The sequence below is a fragment of the Curtobacterium sp. MCBD17_021 genome, assembly GCF_003234525.1.
Classification (GTDB): domain Bacteria; phylum Actinomycetota; class Actinomycetes; order Actinomycetales; family Microbacteriaceae; genus Curtobacterium.
The window spans coordinates 92,232-110,988 of record NZ_QKTS01000002.1; the positions used below are offsets into that span (position 1 = coordinate 92,232).

At 70.1% G+C, this 18,757-nt stretch carries 22 protein-coding genes; 16 read left to right on the forward strand and 6 right to left on the reverse strand.

Annotated elements, in window-relative coordinates; all coding sequences use genetic code 11:
• Nucleotides 1–53: 53 nt before the first annotated feature.
• A complete protein-coding gene (locus tag DEI83_RS02345) occupies nt 54–938 on the forward strand; it encodes a hypothetical protein (protein ID WP_181431039.1) in 885 nt (294 codons plus the stop codon).
• Between the two features lie 80 nt (nt 939–1,018).
• Here DEI83_RS02345 and DEI83_RS02350 read toward each other — a convergent pair whose 3' ends face one another.
• Nucleotides 1,019–1,987 carry a beta-ketoacyl-ACP synthase 3 gene (locus DEI83_RS02350; protein WP_111080201.1) on the reverse strand — a complete coding sequence of 323 codons (969 nt, stop codon included), beginning with the start codon at nt 1,985–1,987 and terminating at the stop codon, nt 1,019–1,021.
• A 62-nt stretch (nt 1,988–2,049) separates the two neighbouring features.
• Nucleotides 2,050–2,442, reverse strand: coding sequence for a ChaB family protein (locus tag DEI83_RS02355; RefSeq protein WP_111080202.1), 393 nt, complete (start codon nt 2,440–2,442; stop codon nt 2,050–2,052).
• Between the two features lie 89 nt (nt 2,443–2,531).
• Between DEI83_RS02355 and DEI83_RS02360 the strand changes: the two genes are divergently transcribed.
• Together DEI83_RS02360 and DEI83_RS02365 are read left to right on the forward strand one after the other, a co-directional pair.
• The gene (locus DEI83_RS02360; RefSeq protein ID WP_111080203.1) at nt 2,532–3,503 is read left to right on the forward strand and encodes an aldo/keto reductase; all 972 of its coding nucleotides are present in this window, start codon (nt 2,532–2,534) and stop codon (nt 3,501–3,503) included.
• A 70-nt stretch (nt 3,504–3,573) separates the two neighbouring features.
• Entirely contained in the window at nt 3,574–3,897 is a 324-nt protein-coding gene (locus DEI83_RS02365) for a hypothetical protein (protein WP_146241526.1), read from the forward strand.
• 69 nt (nt 3,898–3,966) lie between these two features.
• On the opposite strand, the gene DEI83_RS02370 is transcribed toward DEI83_RS02365, so the two are convergent.
• Nucleotides 3,967–5,241, reverse strand: a complete 1,275-nt coding sequence (locus DEI83_RS02370) for an ammonium transporter (protein WP_111080205.1) — start codon at nt 5,239–5,241, stop codon at nt 3,967–3,969.
• A gap of 178 nt (nt 5,242–5,419) precedes the next feature.
• Nucleotides 5,420–6,475: a cell division protein ZapE gene (zapE, locus tag DEI83_RS02375; RefSeq protein ID WP_258371019.1), complete on the reverse strand. Its 1,056-nt coding sequence runs from the start codon at nt 6,473–6,475 to the stop codon at nt 5,420–5,422.
• A 135-nt stretch (nt 6,476–6,610) separates the two neighbouring features.
• Between zapE and DEI83_RS02380 the strand changes: the two genes are divergently transcribed.
• The 5 genes from DEI83_RS02380 (at nt 6,611) to DEI83_RS02400 (ending at nt 10,408) form a co-directional block, all read left to right on the forward strand.
• Nucleotides 6,611–7,522, forward strand: a complete 912-nt coding sequence (locus DEI83_RS02380; protein ID WP_111080206.1) for a sulfurtransferase — start codon at nt 6,611–6,613, stop codon at nt 7,520–7,522.
• Complete coding sequence (locus DEI83_RS02385; protein ID WP_111080207.1) at nt 7,519–7,968, forward strand: SufE family protein; 450 nt, start codon at nt 7,519–7,521, stop codon at nt 7,966–7,968. Before DEI83_RS02380 ends, DEI83_RS02385 begins: the two co-directional genes overlap by 4 nt.
• Nucleotides 7,969–8,954: 986 nt before the next feature.
• On the forward strand, nt 8,955–9,206 hold the full coding sequence (locus tag DEI83_RS16390; protein ID WP_220036747.1) for a DUF6531 domain-containing protein: 252 nt from the start codon (nt 8,955–8,957) through the stop codon (nt 9,204–9,206).
• Between the two features lie 35 nt (nt 9,207–9,241).
• Complete coding sequence (locus DEI83_RS02395; RefSeq protein WP_111080209.1) at nt 9,242–9,511, forward strand: hypothetical protein; 270 nt, start codon at nt 9,242–9,244, stop codon at nt 9,509–9,511.
• Nucleotides 9,512–10,003: 492 nt separating this feature from the next.
• Nucleotides 10,004–10,408 (forward strand): hypothetical protein, encoded by a 405-nt coding sequence (locus tag DEI83_RS02400; protein WP_146243215.1) that lies wholly within the window; start codon nt 10,004–10,006, stop codon nt 10,406–10,408.
• Between the two features lie 161 nt (nt 10,409–10,569).
• On the opposite strand, the gene DEI83_RS15680 is transcribed toward DEI83_RS02400, so the two are convergent.
• On the reverse strand, nt 10,570–10,890 hold the full coding sequence (locus DEI83_RS15680; protein ID WP_146243216.1) for a hypothetical protein: 321 nt from the start codon (nt 10,888–10,890) through the stop codon (nt 10,570–10,572).
• A 351-nt stretch (nt 10,891–11,241) separates the two neighbouring features.
• Here DEI83_RS15680 and DEI83_RS02405 point away from each other — a divergent pair, with 351 nt between their 5' ends.
• From DEI83_RS02405 to DEI83_RS02425, 5 genes are read left to right on the forward strand one after another with little or no spacing between them, the layout of a single operon-like run.
• The gene (locus DEI83_RS02405) at nt 11,242–12,021 is read left to right on the forward strand and encodes a hypothetical protein (protein ID WP_146243217.1); all 780 of its coding nucleotides are present in this window, start codon (nt 11,242–11,244) and stop codon (nt 12,019–12,021) included.
• Nucleotides 12,018–12,428, forward strand: coding sequence for a DUF6188 family protein (locus tag DEI83_RS02410; RefSeq protein WP_111080212.1), 411 nt, complete (start codon nt 12,018–12,020; stop codon nt 12,426–12,428). Before DEI83_RS02405 ends, DEI83_RS02410 begins: the two co-directional genes overlap by 4 nt.
• Nucleotides 12,425–12,799: a hypothetical protein gene (locus DEI83_RS02415; protein WP_111080213.1), complete on the forward strand. Its 375-nt coding sequence runs from the start codon at nt 12,425–12,427 to the stop codon at nt 12,797–12,799. The genes DEI83_RS02410 and DEI83_RS02415 overlap by 4 nt, the downstream gene beginning before the upstream one ends.
• The gene (locus DEI83_RS02420; protein WP_111080214.1) at nt 12,796–13,191 is read left to right on the forward strand and encodes a DUF6188 family protein; all 396 of its coding nucleotides are present in this window, start codon (nt 12,796–12,798) and stop codon (nt 13,189–13,191) included. Before DEI83_RS02415 ends, DEI83_RS02420 begins: the two co-directional genes overlap by 4 nt.
• A 48-nt stretch (nt 13,192–13,239) precedes the next feature.
• On the forward strand, nt 13,240–14,034 hold the full coding sequence (locus DEI83_RS02425) for a hypothetical protein (RefSeq protein WP_111080215.1): 795 nt from the start codon (nt 13,240–13,242) through the stop codon (nt 14,032–14,034).
• A 92-nt stretch (nt 14,035–14,126) separates the two neighbouring features.
• Here the strand turns inward: DEI83_RS02425 and DEI83_RS02430 are convergent, their stop codons facing one another.
• Nucleotides 14,127–15,371, reverse strand: a complete 1,245-nt coding sequence (locus tag DEI83_RS02430; RefSeq protein ID WP_181431040.1) for a S9 family peptidase — start codon at nt 15,369–15,371, stop codon at nt 14,127–14,129.
• A 98-nt stretch (nt 15,372–15,469) separates the two neighbouring features.
• On the opposite strand from DEI83_RS02430, the gene DEI83_RS02435 reads away from it, so the two are divergent.
• The 3 genes from DEI83_RS02435 (at nt 15,470) to DEI83_RS02445 (ending at nt 18,755) form a co-directional block, all read left to right on the forward strand.
• Nucleotides 15,470–16,066 carry a DUF3000 domain-containing protein gene (locus tag DEI83_RS02435; RefSeq protein ID WP_111080217.1) on the forward strand — a complete coding sequence of 199 codons (597 nt, stop codon included), beginning with the start codon at nt 15,470–15,472 and terminating at the stop codon, nt 16,064–16,066.
• Complete coding sequence (locus DEI83_RS02440; RefSeq protein WP_111080218.1) at nt 16,059–17,417, forward strand: HRDC domain-containing protein; 1,359 nt, start codon at nt 16,059–16,061, stop codon at nt 17,415–17,417. Before DEI83_RS02435 ends, DEI83_RS02440 begins: the two co-directional genes overlap by 8 nt.
• A 126-nt stretch (nt 17,418–17,543) precedes the next feature.
• On the forward strand, nt 17,544–18,755 hold the full coding sequence (locus tag DEI83_RS02445; protein ID WP_111080219.1) for a thiolase family protein: 1,212 nt from the start codon (nt 17,544–17,546) through the stop codon (nt 18,753–18,755).
• The last annotated feature ends 2 nt before the right edge of the window (nt 18,756–18,757 follow it).

Genomic DNA, 18,757 nt, shown 5'->3' on the forward strand with positions numbered 1-18,757 from the left:
GGAGAACGGCCGGTCACGGCCGCTCCGAGCACGCCGCGCGTAGCGTCGTCGGCATGTCCCGCACCTCCAAGGGCCACGACGCGATCGTGCCGATGCCCCCCGCACCCGTCCAGAGTGCTCCGTCCGCCGACGGTCAGCGCGTGCAGCCCGACGACACCTCGGGCTGGGCCTCCTGGCTGGACCGGGCGATCTCGGTGCAGCGGCCCGTCGTCGTCGCCCACGTCAACCGTGTCCGTCGTCGGCATCCCGACGCCACCCCCGCCCAGGTCATCGAGATCCTCGAGCGCCAGTACCTGGCCGCCGTGACCTCCGGCGGCGCGGCCGTCGGTGCGAGCGCCGTCATCCCCGGCGTCGGCATGATCGCGAGCCTCGGCCTGAGCGGCGCCGAGACCGTCGGGTTCCTCGAGGCCAGCGCGCTCTTCGCGCAGTCCGTCACCGAGGTCCACGGCATCACCGTCGAGGACCCGGAGCGCGCCCGTGCCCTCGTCATGGCGATGATGCTCGGTGCCCCCGGCACGCAGCTCGTCCAACAGCTCGCCGGCCAGGCCCGCGGCGGACAGGGTCGCTCGGCGTTCTGGGGTGAACTCGTCACCTCGTCGTTGCCGAAGCAGGCGGTCAGCGGCATCGGCGGCAAGCTCCGCAACACGTTCGTCAAGCGCTTCCTCACCCGCCAGGGCACGTCCGTCCTCGGCCGGGCCATCCCGTTCGGGATCGGGGCCGTCGTGGGTGGCCTCGGCAACCACGCGCTCGGTCGCAAGGTGGTCCAGTCGTCGCGCAGCGCCTTCGGCCCGCCGCCCGCCCACTTCTCGGTCGTGGTCGACGCCACGCCGATCGGGACCGCGGAGTCCGCGAAGCCATTGAGCGAGAAGCCGCTGAGCGAGAAGCCGCTGAGCGAGAAGCCACTGAGCAAGCGGCAGCAGCGCAGGCTCGACCGCTGACGCGGACGACGGACGGGAGGCTCTCCACCGGGTGGTGGCGGGCCTCCCGTCCGTCGTGGGGTCGCCTCGGGCGACCGCGGTCAGCGGCGGCGGACCGGCGTGGTGACCACCTGGCCGGCGTGCGCGAAGCCCCCGCCGAACCCGAACAGCAGCGCCGGGACCCCCTCGGGCAGCTCGCCGCGGTGCCACGCCTTCGACAGGCCGAGCGGGACGCTCGCCGCGGAGGTGTTGCCGGACTCGACGACGTCGCGGACGACGTACTTGCCCTCGCCGCCGAGCGCCGTGACGAGCGGCTCGATGATGCGCAGGTTGGCCTGGTGGAAGGCGAAGACCCCGATGTCGTCGAGGGTCAGGCCGGCCCGCTCGACGACCGCGCGGGCGTGCCCCTCGGCCTCGGTGATCGCCCACCGGTAGATCGAGCGGCCCTCCTGCTGGAAGACCTCGGGGTCGTGCGTGACGCGCACGGCGTCCTGCAGGTGCGGCACGCTCCCCCACGACACCGGGCCGATCTGCGGCTCGTCGGAGACCTGCACGACCGCGGCGCCGGCGCCGTCGCCGACGAGCACGCAGGTCGAGCGGTCGGTCCAGTCGGCGATGCGGGACAGCGTCTCGGAGCCGATGACGAGCGCGGTGTCGGCGGAACCGGTGCGGATCGCCTGGTCGGCGATCGCCATGGCGTACTCGAACCCGCTGCACGCGGTGTTGATGTCGACGGGTGCCGGGCCGTTCGACATGCCGAGCGCTGCCGCCACGCGTCCGGCCGTGTAGGGCGAGCGGTCCCGGTGGGTGGTCGACGCGACCACGACCAGGTCGACCTCGGTCGGCGAGACGCCCGCGTCCGCCAGGGCGTTGCGCGCCGCCTCGGTCGCCATCGACGTCACGCTGTCGTCCGGGCCGGCGATGCGCCGGGTCCTGATCCCGGTGCGTGTCGTGATCCACTCGTCGTTCGTGTCGACCATCGTCGACAGTTCGTCGTTGGTGAGGATCCGGTCGGGCTGGTGGTGGCCGAACCCGGTGATCCGGCTGCCTCGAAGTGCTGGGATGTTCACGACCCGTACGCTACGCCTGTCGTCCAACGCCGCATGCCGGGCTCGGCATGGAGTGGGCGCGGTCAGTCGCGCGTCTTCGCCGTCGCGCGGCGGTTCGCCGTCTTGATCGCGTCGACGAGCTCGTCCTTCGTCATCCTCGAGCGGCCCCTCACCTCGAGGCGCTTCGCGACGTCGAGCAGGTGCGCCTTCGAGGCGTTCGCGTCGACGCCCTCCTCCGTCGTCCCGGCGCCCCGCGACCCGGCTGCCCCGGAGTCGGACGGGCCGGCCGTGTCCTTCTCCTCCCAGTGGTCCCCGACCTTCTCGTACTCGTGCTTCACCGCGGCCCACGCCGTCCGGCCGGCACGCTGTCCGTCGCCGTACTCGGCCTCGGCCGACTTCCGGGCAGCACGGTAGATCTCCTGCGCGTGTCCGGGCGACCGCTGCAGGGTGCTCGGGATGTCGTCATCGGCGGGCATGTCGCTCCTTCGTCACGTGGGCGTCCGGATGCCCACGGGTACTCGGCGGAGCCTGGCAGGGCCCGGAGGGGAGGGCGTAGACGTGGGTCATGGACTACACACACCTCGGACGGACCGGCCTGTCGGTGTCACGGGCAGTGCTCGGCACGATGAACTTCGGACCGGAGACCAGCGAGGACGACTCGCACGCGATCATGGACCGGGCGCACGAGCTCGGCGTCAACTTCTTCGACACCGCCAACGCGTACGGCGGCTCGGTGGGCAAGGGCGCCACCGAAGAGATCATCGGCCGGTGGTTCGCGAAGGGCGGCGGACGACGCGACAAGACGGTGCTCGCCACGAAGGTGTACGGCGAGATGACCGATTGGCCGAACGGCGGCAAGCTGAGCGCGCTGAACATCCGCCGGTCGATCGACGCGTCGCTCCAGCGGCTGCAGACCGACCACATCGACCTCTACCAGATGCACCACATCGACCGGGACACCCCGTGGGACGAGATCTGGCAGGCGATGGAGATCGCAGTCGGCCAGGGGAAGGTCCTGTACGTCGGCTCGTCGAACTTCGCCGGGTGGCACATCGCCCAGGCGCAGGAAGCGGCGCAGCACCGGAACTTCCTCGGCCTCGTCAGCGAGCAGTCGATCTACAACCTCGTCGTCCGGGACGTCGAGCGTGAGGTCCTGCCGGCCGCGCAGCACTACGGCCTCGGCGTCATCCCCTGGTCGCCGCTGCAGGGCGGCCTGCTCGGCGGTGTCATCGAGAAGACCGAGAACGGCTCGCGCCGCCTCTCCGGCCGCAGCGCCGAGTACGTCGACGCGCACCGCGACCAGCTGACCGCGTACGAGTCGTTCGCGAAGGAGCTCGGGCACACACCGGGTGAGGTCGCGCTGGCCTGGCTCCTGCACCAGCCCGGCGTCACCGCGCCGATCACCGGCCCGCGCACGATGGAGCAGTGGGAGTCCGCGGTCCGCGCCGTCGACGTCCGGCTCGACCAGGCCGCGCTCGACCGCCTCGACGATCTCTTCCCCGGTCACCGGACGTCCCCCGAGGACTACGCCTGGTAGCTCCGCACACCGGTCCAGGGTTCGACGACTACCGATGGAGCCTCGGACCACCGATGAGAGGACACCCACGATGACCACTTCCATGCCGAACGACCACGGCGGCGAGGGCGGCAACACCGAGCTCGGCGAAGCGCTGCAGCACGAAGCCGCCACCACAGGCGACTCCGGGTCGGCCGAGGAGCAACCACGTGCCGAGGACGACCGTTCCGGACTCGACCTGGAGGACCGTGGGGACCAGGAACAGTCCGCGCTCGCCGCGCTCGGGAACGACGCCCGCGGAGGTGACGCCCTCGTCGGTGGCGGCGACGATCTCGGGGACACGTCCACCGGGACCCAGACCGACGACCAGGCGGCCCCGGCCGGCTCGCGCGAGGACGGTGCCGACACGCACTGACCACCGGCCGCACGACGACGGCCCCCGCTCCGAGTGAGCGGGGGCCGTCGTCGTGTGTGGCAGGAGCGGTCAGCGCACGCCGACCGGGCTGCTGTCCTCCTGGTCGTAGAGGACGTAGCCCTCTTCACCGTGGACCGCGGTGTCGATGCCGGCGACCTCGTCCTCGGTCTTGACGCGGAAGCCGATCGTCTTCTCGATGATGAAGCCGATCACGAAGGCCAGGACGAACGAGTAGAGGCCGACGATGAGGGCCGCGGCCGCCTGCTTGCCGAGCTGCTCGAACGATCCCGAGTAGATGAGGCCGGTGTCGTTGGCGAAGAAGCCGAGGAACAGCGTGCCGAAGACACCGCCGACCAGGTGCACGCCGACCACGTCGAGCGAGTCGTCGAACCCGAGACGGTACTTCCAGTCGATGGCGAAGCAGCAGACGACGCCGGCGAGGAAGCCGAGGACGATGCCCCAGCCCGGCGTGAGCGCGGCGCAGGCCGGGGTGATCGCCACGAGGCCGGACACGGCACCCGAGGCGGCACCGACGGAGGTGGCCTTGCCGTCCTTGAGCTTCTCGATGAGGAGCCAGCCGAGGATCGCGGCGGCCGGGGCGGCGAGCGTGTTCACCCAGGCGATGGCGGCGATGCCGTCGGCGGCACCCTCGGAACCGGCGTTGAAGCCGAACCAGCCGAACCAGAGGATGGCCGCGCCGAGGAGCACGAAGGGCGGGTTGTGCGGCTTGTGCGCGCCCTTGGCGAAGCCGACGCGCTTGCCGAGCACGAGCGCCAGGGCGAGACCCGCGGCACCGGCGTTGATGTGCACCGCGGTGCCACCGGCGAAGTCGATGACGCCCCACGTGGCGGCCCAGCCGGAGGTCAGGTTGAAGACCCACGAGGCGACCGGGAAGTAGACGACCGTGACCCAGACGCCGGCGAAGACCATCCAGGCACCGAACTTCGCGCGGTCGGCGATGGCACCGGAGATGAGCGCGACGGTGATGATCGCGAACGTGGCCTGGAAGCCGACGAAGGCCATCGACGGGTAGGCCGCCTGGATGTCCGACGACTGCGCCTCCTCGAACGCCTGGCCGAGGCCGAGCAGGTTCCAGTCGATGCTGAAGAAGCCGACGATGCCCGTCACCGCGGTGTTGTCCCCGTGGTTCGCGAAGGCGATCGCGTAGCCGTAGAGCACCCAGAGGACGCTCACCAGCGCGATGGCCCCGAAGGACATCATCATCATGCTGATGACGGACTTGGCCTTCACCAATCCGCCGTAGAAGAAGGCCAGGCCGGGTGTCATGAACAACACCAGCGCCGCCATGACCAACACGAACGTCGTGTTGCCCTGATCAAGCATGTGTGCACCTCTCGTGAGCTGTGCGGCTCTCCGTCCGCCTCGGGTGCGACTGAGTCTGGCGACGACGTGTTTCACCGGAGCGCGCGCTCTGTTTCGCGGAGGTAACGTCACAGCGCCTTCTGTGAACGCTGTGTTTCGCGACCCCGTGCAGCGCCCGGCAGTGCGGGTGCGGGGACGCTCAGGAGGCCCGGGGCACTTCCTCCGCGCGCGTCAGCGCGACGACGCGGCTGGCGGCACGCAGGTACTTCTTGCGGTACCCGCCCTCGAGCATCACGTCGGGGTACACGGTGTCGAGCGGGATGCCTGATGCGACGATCCGGACCTGCGCGTCGTAGAGCCGGTCGACGAGCGCCACCCAGCGGAGCGCGTCGGTCTGGTCGGTGAACGCCTGCACGTCGGTGAGCCCGACGGCATCGATACCGTCCACGAGCGCGACGTACTTCGACGGGTGCACCGACGCCAGGTGGGCGACGACGGACCGGAAGTCGTCCTGCGTGACGCGGGCCGGGCCTCCCGGCCGGGAGACGGCGGCCAGTGCGGCAGGGACGTCATCGACCACCGAAGCGGACTCATCGACCGCGCGGCGACGGAAGTCGAGGCCGTCGATGCGCATCGTGTCGAACCGGTCCGACATCGCCTGGATCTCGCGGAGGAAGTCCTGCGCGGCGAACCGCCCCTCGCCGAGCGCCCCGGGCGGGGTGTTCGACGTCGCTGCGAAGCGGGTGCCGGTCTCGGTGAGTTCCTTGATGAGCCGGGTCATCACCATCGTGTCGCCCGGGTCGTCGAGCTCGAACTCGTCGATGCAGACGAGCGCGGTCCCGCGGAGCAGGTCGACCGTGCCCTGGAAGCCGAGCGCCCCGACCAGCGCGGTGTACTCGATGAACGTGCCGAAGGTCTTCCGCCCGGTGGCCGCGTGGTAGGCCGCGGCGAGCAGGTGGGTCTTGCCGACGCCGAACCCGCCGTCCAGGTACACGCCGGACTTGGCGGGCACTTCGGGCTCCTTGCGCTTCCGGCCGAACAGCCCCCGCTTGGCCGGTTCGGGGACCGTGGTGACGAAGGTCTCGACCGCGTCCCGCACCTCGGCCTGCGAGGCGTACTCGGGGTCGGGCCGGTACGAGGCGAACGACGCCTGGGCGAACTGCGGCGGCGGCACGAGTGCGGCGGCCATCTGCTGCGGGGTGACCTGCGGGTCGCGGTCGACGAGGTGTTCCGGCGCGGGGCGCGGTTCTGGCACGGTGCGGGACCTTCCGGTGGCCTGTCGTCTGGTGTCACGTCACGGCTGCGACACGGAGCTTCCGCGTACCGTTGGCGGTGACGCGCAGGGACCGATCCTAGTCCGCGCGCCATCGATCCCCAGGAGGTACCCCCGATGACCGCACCGGTCGACCCGTCCGAGAAGTTCCGCTCCTACGCGCACCCCGAACGCCTGGTGTCCACCGAGTGGCTGCAGGAGCAACTCGACGCCGGCGTGGGGTCGCCGGAGCTGGTCGTGGTCGAGTCCGACGAGGACGTCCTGCTCTACGAGACCGGCCACATCCCGGGCTCGGTGAAGATCGACTGGCACACCGACCTCAACGACCCGGTGCAGCGCGACTACATCGACGGCGAGGCCTTCGCCCGACTCGTCGGCGGCAAGGGCATCGGCCGCGACACCACCGTCGTCATCCACGGCGACAAGGACAACTGGTGGGCCGCGTACGCCCTCTGGGTGTTCACGCTCTTCGGGCACGAGGACGTACGCCTACTCGACGGCGGCCGGGTGAAGTGGATCGCCGAGGGCCGGGCGATGACCACCGACCGGACGTCGGTCAACGCGGTGGAGTACCCCGTGGTCGAGCGCGACGACACCAGCGTCCGCGCGTTCAAGGAGGACGTCCTCGCGCACCTGGGCAAGCCGCTCGTCGACGTGCGGAGCGCCCCCGAGTACTCCGGCGACCGCACGACCGCACCCGACTACCCCGAGGAGGGTGCGCTGCGCGCCGGCCACATCCCGACCGCCGTGAACATCCCCTGGAAGTCCGCAGCCGCGGCCGACGGCACGTTCAAGCCGCGCGAGGAGCTCGACGCCGTGTACCGCGAGGGCGCCGGCATCGGCGACGCGGACGAGGTCATCGCGTACTGCCGCATCGGCGAGCGGTCGAGCCACACGTGGTTCGTCCTGCAGCACCTGCTCGGCGTCGAGGACGTGAAGAACTACGACGGCTCGTGGACCGAGTGGGGCAGCGCCGTCCGCGTCCCGATCGTGGTCGGCTCCGAGCCCGGTACGCTGCCTGCTCGATGACCGACGCAGCACTCCCCCAGCCCCTCGCCGAGATCCGCGACGAGTTCCTCGCGCTCACGCAGTCCGACCGCCTGCAGCTCCTGCTCGAGTTCTCCGACGAGCTGCCGGCACTCCCGCCCCGCCTGCAGGGCCACGAAGACGAACTCGAACGTGTCGAGGAGTGCCAGTCGCCGGTCTTCATCGCGGTCACGGTCGCCCAGGACGGCGATGCTTCGGACGTCGTCCGCATGCACGCCACGGCGCCGCGCGAAGCACCGACCACGCGCGGCTTCGCGTCGATCCTGGCGCAGGGGCTCTCCGGCCTGACGGTCGAGCAGGTACTCGCCGTGCCGGCGGACTACCCGCTCACGCTCGGGCTGAACGAGGCGGTCAGTCCGCTGCGCATCCGCGGCATGGTCGGCATGCTCGGCCGGGTGCAGCGGCAGGTGCGGGCGGCGGTCGCCTAGCGGCTTCTGGAAGACGGGAGGCGCGGTGCCAGCTGGTGCCGCGCCTCCCGTCCATGGTTCCCCGCCATCCGCCCGCAGGACGTACCGGCGGAACGACCGGTCCGCGTGGCAGGATGGGCCTGTCAACCGACGAGGGGAACGGGACGACGTGGGGAAGATCCACGGCAACGACCCGACGGGGTACTCGTACGGAGACGCCGACGGGCTGAAGTCCGCCGCGACGGGGCTCGCGAGCGCGATCAGCGGACAGATGGGGACGCGGGCGTCGTACGTCACAACGGCGAGCCGGGAGTTCCGGGGGTACTTCTCCCAGGTCTTCGCGGACAACGCCGACATCGCGTCACGCAGCGCGTCCGAGCTCGTCGACGCCCTGCAGAGCCTGTCCGGCTTCGTCGAGCAGCTGCGTGAGGCCGCGAAGCAGGAGGACGACCGGCGGGCGAAGGCGAAGGCATGGGCGGCGCGCAAGAAGGAGCGCGAGGACAACCTCTTCGTCGCCGCGACCCACGAGGTCGGCACCTGGTTCGGCGCCGACGACGACCCGAAGCCACCGGAGCCGGAGCCCGAGCCGCACCGCCAGGCCGACGCCGTGACCGTGAGCGGCCGGATCATCCCGGCCGGTGGGGGCGGCGGAGGCGGCGGCACGTCGTCGGCGGTGCCCGCCGACCTCCGGTCGTTCCAGTCCGGTGTCCGGTCGTGCGACGAGTCACTCGCTGGTGCGGTCTCGACCTTCCGCAACGCCCTGACCGACTACGAGTCCGGCTGCAACCCGTGCTGGGGCACACTCAACGCGCAGTCGCTCGTGACCGCCGTGAACGACTGGCTGACCGCGAACGGTCAGGACGCGGCCTGGGCAGGGACCGTCGCGGCGCAGTTCGAGGCCGCAGGCGGTGGCACCGGACCCGCCACACTGTCGGACGCCTCGATCTCCGCGGCCCTGGCCGCGGCCGGCATCGACGCCACTCGCGGCAGCGCTGCACTTCTCGCGGATGTACAACTCGCTCGACACCCGGGTCGGGTGGTTCGGCATCGGCTGGTCGTCGGTGCTCGACGTCCGGTTGGAGCTCGGCGACGAGGTCGCGTCGATCCTCGAGGACGGACGCCAGGTCGACTTCCCCCGGGACGGCGACGGCTGGGGACGCGGGGTCGGCGAGGACCTCTGGCTCCGCCGTGAGGACGCCGTGCTCGTCGTCGCCGACAACGCCGGATTCCCTACCAACACATCGAAAAACTCACGATGAACGACCTTGGCAATTACCGAGATCAGGCACTCCGCATGATTAGCGAGCTCGAGGATCGGCTCGGAAATCAAGCGCTGGAAGATGCGCGCGATCTCGTTGAATGCGACGAAGCCCCTCTCGGTCTGAGCATCGCAGCAGGGATCATCGCGGAGCGCAACCTCACTGTTCCCATGTGGATCGTCGAGGACATCAAACGTCTCTTGCAAGCGTGGCCAGAGGAACTGGCTGAGCTTCCCGAACATTTCGAGACGCATGGCTCTGTTCTCCTCCGCGGCGATGTGCCACCCGAAGGGCCGAGCACCTGATCGAGGGTTCCGTTCAAATTCGCCGCGATCAGCGGGGCCGCGAAGGCAGGGAATCTGCTGCTGCGTTGACTCACGTCTGTGGTCGCCGCCCCTCCTGGACACCGGGGTCTTGAACTGATGCCTGCTGAGAACCTTGCTCGGCAATGAGTCGATCTCGGACGGCGTGAGCCGACTGATCCTGGACAGTTCGCTGGAAGGCGTGCGGATTTCTGAATCAGAGTATCCACACGCCGAACTTGGATGGCAGGTGAGCAGCACGGGGACGGAGTATCCCCAGGCCCGCGAGTGGGACGGTGACGGAAATATGGTTCGGGACATCGACTTCACTGATCACAATCGACCGAAACTCCATCCAAACCCTCATTACCATCTGTGGGAGCCTGATGAAACGGTCGGATCACGAAAACGGAGCAGGATTGCGCCTCCACTTTTCTAGCCGCAAGGTACCGGATGCTGCGCCTTTTCACTCTTGACTTGATCCAAAATGAAGACGTGGATGTCGAACTCGACGACATTCTGGAGTCTCTGTACCTGCCCGAGCTTCACTGGACAGCAGAGGACATCTTCGTCAACGTCTCCCCTGGTTTCGGATCGGGGATTCGTGAACTCGAACAAGTGTCCGGCACGCCGGGTCTTCCGAACCCGGTGCTCGACCACGCCACGTTCACTCGTCTCGTCGCAGCCACTGTGCAGTTCATCCAGGGCGAGTTCATCGGCTTCGAGGAAGCAGATGTGGGTCAGCTCGACAAGGCCGTCATCGTCATCGATGTGGTGGACGGAGCATGGTGGACGGTGATCCTCGACCTGGATCGAGTCGGAGTGCAAGACCGTTTTACTTCGACCTTCGGGGAAGGAACACCGGCGACGGCCATGTCCCGCCGACCACACGATGCCTGAAGGAAGGCCCGTGGTCGTCTTCGACTGGATCGAGAACACCCCAGCGCGGTGGTGAGACGAGGGCAGCGCTTTCCCTGGACGGCAACCGAGGCGGACTTGACGAGTACATCATCTGAACGGCATCAAGAAGGGCGCGATCCAGCTCGATCGCGTCAGCGGCATCAACCCGGAGTTCTGACATGCAAGAAGTCTTCTTTCTCTCGTCCATGGACAGCAAGTGGTTCTCGTCTGTCTTCCGGTGCGAAGTGGAACGACCGATCGAGCTCCCGAACGGTCACCATGCACTGATGGTCAGCTGCGATCCGCCGCTGAACGGACAGGAACTCGGCCACCCACTCGGCATCGGAGAGCTGTTGCTCTGGAGTCGCTTCGAAGACGAAGACCCCTGGACCTTCCCCGCCTTCCCGCACTTCGTGCAGATTTGTCTCCCTGACGTCGATCTGCCTGTCCATGCCATGCCATGCCATGCCATGCCATGCCATGCCTCCGAGCATCGCATGGGGCGAGATCTACAAGACCGAGGCCGACGCGCACGCCCACGAGATGAACGCTCGCCCGCGCTCCTCGACGAAGTGATCGAGTTGTCTGGCAAGCTCCCGCAGACTCGCGAACCGCTCTACGAGGCAGTAAGGAGCGATCCGTGCGTGCGAGTGAGTGAGTGAGTGAGTGAGTGAGTGAGTGAGTGAGTGAGTGAGTGAGTGAAGATCATGTCGTTCCGCAGGAGATCAGGCCGCCCGGCCACCCGGCGGTCGGAGCCGGAATTCGTCACCTACCACTGTCTGATCGGCTCGCAACCGATGGGCGTTCTGACGTTCCGCAACATCGTCAACGGGATGACCATCCCTCCGCTGCGCTGGCTCGTCACCGACCGAAACATGGTGGTGCTGCCGGACTCGGACATCAACGTCCTCGAGTGGGAGCAGAAGGTTCGCGGCAGCAGCGGCGCCGGACTGTGGATCACCGACGACGACATGCGGCGCTTCGTCCGGTACAACCACCAGATGATCGATGGCGAGTTCTTCGGCTCTCCGATCGACAGCACCGCCGATGATGCGTCGCAGGCCATGGTCCGCATCGACTTCTTCGACAGCACGACGGTCACCGTCACCCTGGATCGTTCGGTGATCGAGACCTCCTGGGAGTTCGACCTGTTCCTCGGACCCGGCGTTCCCGCGTCCGGCATCGGGAGCCGCGACGAGGAGATCGCGGACGAGCAGCGCCGCGCACAGGAGGCACGGGACGGTCAGCAGATCCGCGCGCTCGTCCGCGCGTGCCTCCAGAACCCTCGGATCGACGAGGCGTCGGCGCTCCTCACTCAGCTCGACGCAGTGGTCGGCGTCACGCCGTCCGGGCCGCGCGCGTGGTCGCTCGCGCTCGAACGCGACGACGCGCCCCGCGTCGACCTCCCCGACGGACCACTGCCGCAAGCCGCCAGGTACCAGACCGACGCCGAGGCAGCCGGGGGCGAGTTGCTCATCTGGGTGCACGACGGCAGGATGCAGATGGTCGAGATCCCGTGGTGCACCGACGCGATGCCGACCGAACTGCCGCGTCTCGATCAGCTCGTCTTCCCCGCAGAGCGAGACGCCGGCGACGGCGAGAGGACACCGTGACGAACACCACGTCGGTTCCCATCCAGTTGCACCTCGCTGGCGACACGGTCGACGCCGTCACGATCGACACCGCCGTCACCGTCCGCTTCTCGAGCGGGGCGACCCTCCGGTTCGAGACCGCCTTCTCGCTCACCGAGACGGACGGCACGCACACCTTCATGGAGCCCGGCGACCCACCCTCGCTCCTGCCGCTCCTTGCCCTGCACACGACGGTGGTGGAAGGCGGTACCGTCACCGGCGCCCGCATCGCCGTCCGCTTCGCATCGGGTGCGTTGCTGGAGGGGTGGTCCCACCGCGACCGGCCCTCGTGGCACTGGTCGGAACCAGGACGAGCGCGCCTGGACATCGACGTCCTGACCGGCGGCGAGGTCGTCGCCCGCACGCTGCCGGGAGGGATGCCGTCATGACGGACGTCGTGTCGGCCGACGTCCTGCGCCGACGCATCCCGAAATCCGACCCGCTCGTCCCGGGCCGGGTGCACGAGGTGTTGTCCGGTATCGCCGATGACGCCGAGGTCCTCACCTACGACGTGCCGGCCCGCTCCTTCGCCGACGTCGTCCGGAGGGGCTACGCACAGGACGAACCGAACCTGCTGCCACTGGTCGAACCACTCGGGCCGCTCGGGGACGCACTCGTCCTCGTGTGCCAGGTCGAGTCCGGGTCGGAGATCGTCACCGTCCTCCTCCGTGCTGCTGACCGGGTCTTCCTCTCCGCCACGGCGTACGACCGATCGGCGATCACCAGACCGCCCATCCGACCGACGGAGGAGGCTCCGTGACCGACGATCTCGCACTCGAGTTGACCGCAGCGCAGGTGGACTCCCTCAGCTTCACCTTCCAGACCACCATCGGTTTCTCGAACGGCACGACGATGCAGTTCGAGGCCGAGTTCGCGATCACCGGTCCGGACGGGGAACGCCGGATCATGGACCCGACGGACCCGACGTCGCTCGCACCCGTCCTGGCCCTGCACGACGACACGGTCACGAACGCGACACTCGACGGCGCTGACCTCCGGCTCCACTTCGCATCCGGAACGGTCCTCGAGGCCTGGCCCGACGACTCGTACGAGTCGTGGCAGTACGACGGCGGCGGACCGGAGCGCCGGATGATCATCGCCCTGCCCGGTGGTGGCCTGGCGGTCTTCGGACCACCAGCGACCTCCGACTGACCAGCCGTGCCACGATGAGGGCGCCATCGGACGAGGGGAACGGACGACGTGTTCGGCAAGCGCAAGAGGCACCAGCCATCGGGCTCCGAGTTCCACCATGCTGATAGCGATCAGCACCTCTTCGCGCAGCTCCTGGCCGAGACCAGGGCTGACCCGGAGAAGGTCTTCACCATCGAGATCGTCGGCCGCGGCAGACCCGGCCGTGACCTCGACGAACAGGTCGAACGACTCCGACGCTCCGGTGTGACGGCATCACGTCCGCCGGCCACGGAAGCAGCAGCAGACCGCGCGTCCGTACGCGCCGATGCCTCCGCCGACGAGCTGGTCCCGCTCAGCCGCGAGCCCTTCACGGCCGAGACCGGTGACGTCTTCCTCATCCCGGACGGTGGCGGCAGCGTGCTGCTCGGGCACGTCCTCGCGACGCTGCACGATGCCGTGTACGTCGCGGTCTTCCAGCGCCCCGAGGACCTCCCGCGCCCCGCCGACCCGCTCGTCGTGCTCGCCACGCAGCCGGTGGTGGCCGGGCTCACCCTGCCGGCACGGTTCCAGCCGGGCATGTGGGAGGTCGTCGGCAACGTCGCCCCGGACACCGACCGTCTGTTGCCCGCGTACACCTGGGGCACCGACGTCGACGGCGTGCACGTCACGGACTTCGACGGGTCCCGCTCCCGACCCGCGACCGAGATCGAGGCGACGACGGTCCCCCGCCGCGTGGTCGTCTCGCCGTACTTCATCGACATCGCCGTCCGCGCCGTGGTCGGCCTCGTCGACTGGCACCCGGACTTCGAGCATCTCCGCTACCGCTCCACCCCGCGCTCCGTCGACCTTTTCCCCGCGCGCTGAAGCGGGCGCGGGCGGCCACCCCGGGTGGGGTGGACCACCCGTCGGACGGGAGGCGCGTCACCGCTGGTCCCGCGCCTCCCGTCCGACCCTGGTCACCGCACGTCGGCCGCTGGCCGCGGCTCGACCACCTCGGTGAGCCACTTCAGGATCCGCGCGTCGAACCAGTCCGCGTCGTGGTTCCAGAGCTTCGTGTGCCGGGCGACGTGCGCGACCTCGAGCTGCACCAGGTCCGGTCGTGCCGCGGCGAGGGCGTGTGCCGCCGACGAGGGGACGAAGCCGTCGTCGTCGCTGTGCAGCAGCAGGATCGGGACGTGGAGTTCGTCGGCCCGGGCGACCATGTCGAGTTCCCGCAGGTCGATCGGCCGCTCGAGCCCGGCGATCCGGTGCACGACCGGGGTGCGGAGGACCCACTGCGCCACCTTGCGGACCGGCCGGGGCAGCCGGAGCGCGCGGCTCTGCGACTTGAGGACGGCGTTCCAGTCGACGACCGCCGAGTCCAGCACGACGCCGGTGACCAGTCCTGCGAGCCCGGAGCGGACCAGGGTCTGCAGGACCACGGCGCCGCCCATCGACCAACCCATGAGGACGACGCTCGTGGCGCCCTGTTGCGCGACCCAGTCGAGCGCGGCGTCGACGTCCTCCCACTCGGTCGAGCCGAGACCGTAGCGGCCGTCGGCGCTCGGGGGCGCGACGCCGTCGTTCCGCCACGACACCAGCAGCACGGAGTACCCGGCCGCGCGGAACACCGGGACGGCACGGATCGTCTCGGCGCGGGTGACGCCGCGACCGTGCACGAGGACTGCCCAGGGCGCCCCCGGGTCCTCGGCACGGACGACCCAGGCGGGCGCCGGGCCGTTCGGGGTCTGCACATCGACGTCCTCGACCGGGACGCCGAGCTCCCCCGGGGTCAGGTAGAACCAGCCGCCCCATCGTCCGCGCCGTGCAACGGTCGGGTCGCCGGCGTCCACCGCGATGATCCGACGGGTGACGGCGGTGTCGGTGACGGCGAGCACCTCGCCGACGCGCATGTGCCCGGTCGCTCCGCCGAACCACAGGCTGTACCGGCCCTGCAGCTCGGTGTCGGGACTCCGGCCCAGGGTGACGGTGCGGGCCTCCAGGTCGACCGCGATGATCGGGACCCGCTCGGTGCGCTTGCGGTCCGGGGTGACGACGGCGCGGGCCACGGCCGCCACCGAGCCGCCGATGACGGCGACGCCGAAGGCGGCGGCGGTGAGGCCGGCGCCGAGTGCGAAGAAGCCGGCGGAGCGCGCCGTGCGTTCAACCCGCCCCGGCCGCGACCGACGTGCGGGACGGACGGCGGCGGAAGGGCGGGGCATGCGGGCCTCCAGGAAGAGGACGACTGCGGGCAGCACGACTGCGCGGCGGACGGCGTGCCGCCCGCACCGGTGCTCGATCCGGAGCCTAGTCTGCATCCGTGCCCGAATCCCGAGTCCCCGACGCCGAACCGGAGGCGTTCGCGCGTCTCCGCGCGTTCGTGTCGAGTGGCAGGACCCGCACCGAGACCACTGTCACCGAGATCCCCTCGCCGAGCCGCATCGCACCCTTCTCGCTCGCCCTCGCGGCGGACGTGTCGGGTGCCGTGCACGGGGCGGACTCGGACCTCGGCACCGGACGCTTCATCGCCCTGCACGACCCCGACGAGCCGGAGGGCTGGGGCGGTGCGTACCGCATCGTCACCTTCGCGCAGGCCCCGCTGGAACCGGAGATCGGCGTCGACGAGTTCGTCGCCGACGTCACGTGGAGCTGGCTCGTCGACGCCCTCGGAGCGCACGGCGCCCGGTACGCGAACGCCTCGGGTACCGCGACGAAGATCATCTCGCGCGGGTACGGCGAACTCGCGACGCAGGGTGACGGTGCCCAACTGGAACTCCGGGCGTCGTGGACGCCCCTCGACGACGACCTGACGCCGCACGTGCAGGCCTGGGAGGAGATCGTGGCGATGCTCGCCGGACTCCCCCCGGCCTCGGACGGTGTCTCACTCCTGGCCCCTCGGAGGCTCGCCCGTGACTGACGCCGATCCCGCCTACGAGGACACGCACGACGCCGTCCACGTCATCGAGGACCGCGAGGAGTACCTCGACGCCGTCGCACGACTCGCCGCCGGGCACGGCCCGGTCGCCGTCGACGCCGAGCGCGCCAGCGGCTACCGCTACTCGCAGCGGGCCTACCTGATCCAGGTGTTCCGCCGCGGCTCCGGCTCGTTCCTGTTCGACCCCATCGCGATCGGTGACTTCAGCGACCTGCAGGCGGCCATCGTCGACGAGGAGTGGGTCTTCCACGCCGCGTCGCAGGACCTGCCGTGCCTCCGCGAGGTCGGACTGGTCCCGACGAGGATCTTCGACACCGAGCTCGGGGCCCGGATCGCCGGCTTCCCGCGCGTGGGGCTCGGCGCGGTCGTCGAGCAGCTGCTCGGCATCACGCTCGCGAAGGCGCACTCCGCCGCGGACTGGTCGACCCGTCCGCTGCCCCAGGCCTGGCTCGTCTACGCCGCCCTCGACGTCGAACTGCTCCCCGATCTGCGTGACTCCCTCGCCGAGGTCCTGGAGGCCGCCGGCAAGACCCGGATCGCCGAGGAGGAGTTCGCCGCCGTCCTCGCCCGCGCCCCGAAGCCCCCACGCGCCGAGCCCTGGCGTCGCCTGTCGGGCATGAACGCGCTCCGCGGTGCCCGGGCCCTCGCGATCGCCCGGTCGCTCTGGCTCGCACGTGACGCGTACGCGCAGGAGACCGACATCGCGCCGGGACGGACCATCCCCGACTCCGCGATCATCGCCGCCGCCGCTGCCGCTCCGACCTCGCGCGCGGAGCTCGGCGCGCTGAAGACCTTCACCGGTCGAGCCAGCCGCTCGGAGCTCGACCGCTGGTGGGCCGCCGTCGAGGAGGGCCGGACCACCGAAGACCTGCCGCGCCTGCGTGGCGGCGGCGAACCGAGCCTCCCGCCGCCGCGCGCATGGGCGGACCGCAACCCGGACGCGGACCGTCGGTACCGTGCCGCCCGCGCGGCCGTCACCGCCCGCGCCGCGGAACTGGACCTGCCCGTCGAGAACCTGCTCACGCCGGAGACGCTCCGCCTGGTGTCCTGGAACCCGCCGAAGACCGTCGCGACGGAGACCGTCGGCGCCACCCTGGCATCGCACGACGCCCGGCCGTGGCAGGTCGAGGAGACCGCCTCGGTCATCGCGCACGCGTTCGAGGTCGCCGCGGACCGGTCCGTCGCGGACCCGGCGGCCGCGGTCACGGCGACCACGGCCTCCCGGCCGGAGGACGACACGGACGGCGCAGCATTCGACGCAGCCGAGCAGGGTGACGCCGCTCTTGTCGCAGACGGACAGCCCGACGCCGCCACCGGGACGACCGGCTCGTAGGAACCGCCCAACCGACGTGCCGCCGCTCAGCCGGGGGTACTAGCGTCGGACCGTCGCCGGGCGAGGCCCGGCCAGGTCGGGGCGACAGGACCCCCGACCCGATCGTTGTGGATCTGGAGGCTCGCATTGCCGAAGACATCAGACGTCGTGTTCGTGGACGGTGTCCGCACACCGTTCGGCCGCGCCGGTGAGAAGGGCGTCTTCTGGCGCACCCGTGCCGACGACCTCGCGGTGCACGCGATGCGCGGCCTGCTCGACCGGAACAGCTCGCTGGACGGTGCCGCCGTCGACGACGTCGCGGTCGCCGCGACCACGCAGCAGGGCGACCAAGGGCTGACCCTCGGCCGCACCGTCGGGATGCTCGCCGGCCTGCCGAAGTCCGTCCCCGGTTACGCCATCGACCGGATGTGTGCCGGCGCGATGACGAGCGTCACGACCCTCGCCGGCGCGATCGCCTTCGGTGCCGCCGACGTCGCCATCGCCGGTGGCGTCGAGCACATGGGTCGCCACCCGATGGGCTTCAACGCCGACCCGAACCCCCGCTTCGTCGCGGAGCGCATGGTCGCGCCGGACGCGCTCGTGATGGGCAACACCGCCGAGCGCCTGCACGACCGCTTCCCGGCGATCACGAAGGACCGCACCGACGCCTTCGCCGTGCAGTCCCAGCAGCGCTACGCCGCCGCCTGGGGCGCCGGCAAGCTACAGCCCGACGTCATCCCGGTCGAGGTCAACACCGGCCAGGGCTGGGACATCGTCACGAAGGACGAGCCGCCGCGCCCCGGCACCACCCTGGAGGCCCTGGCCGCGTTGAAGACGCCCTTCCGGCCCCACGGACGGGTCACCGCCGGCAACGCCGCAGGCCTCAACGACGGCGCGACGATGAGCCTGCTCGCGTCCGAGGACGGCGCGAAGCAGCACGGTCTGCCGACGAAGATGCGCATGGTCTCCTTCGCCTTCGCGGGCGTGGATCCCGAGGTGATGGGCGTCGGCCCCATCCCCGCGACCGACAAGGCGCTCCGGAAGGCCGGTCTGTCGATCGACGACATCGGTCTGTTCGAGATCAACGAGGCGTTCGCCGTGCAGGTGCTCGCGTTCCTCGACAACTACGGCATCGCCCAGGACTCCCCGAACGTGAACGCCTGGGGCGGCGCCATCGCCGTCGGGCACCCCCTCGCCTCGAGCGGCGTCCGCCTGATGACGCAGCTCGCGGCACAGTTCGCCGCGCGCCCGGACGTCAAGTACGGCATCACGACCATGTGCATCGGCCTCGGTCAGGGCGGCACGGTCATCTGGGAGAACCCGAACTACAGCAAGAGCGCGGCACGGAAGGCGGCCTGACC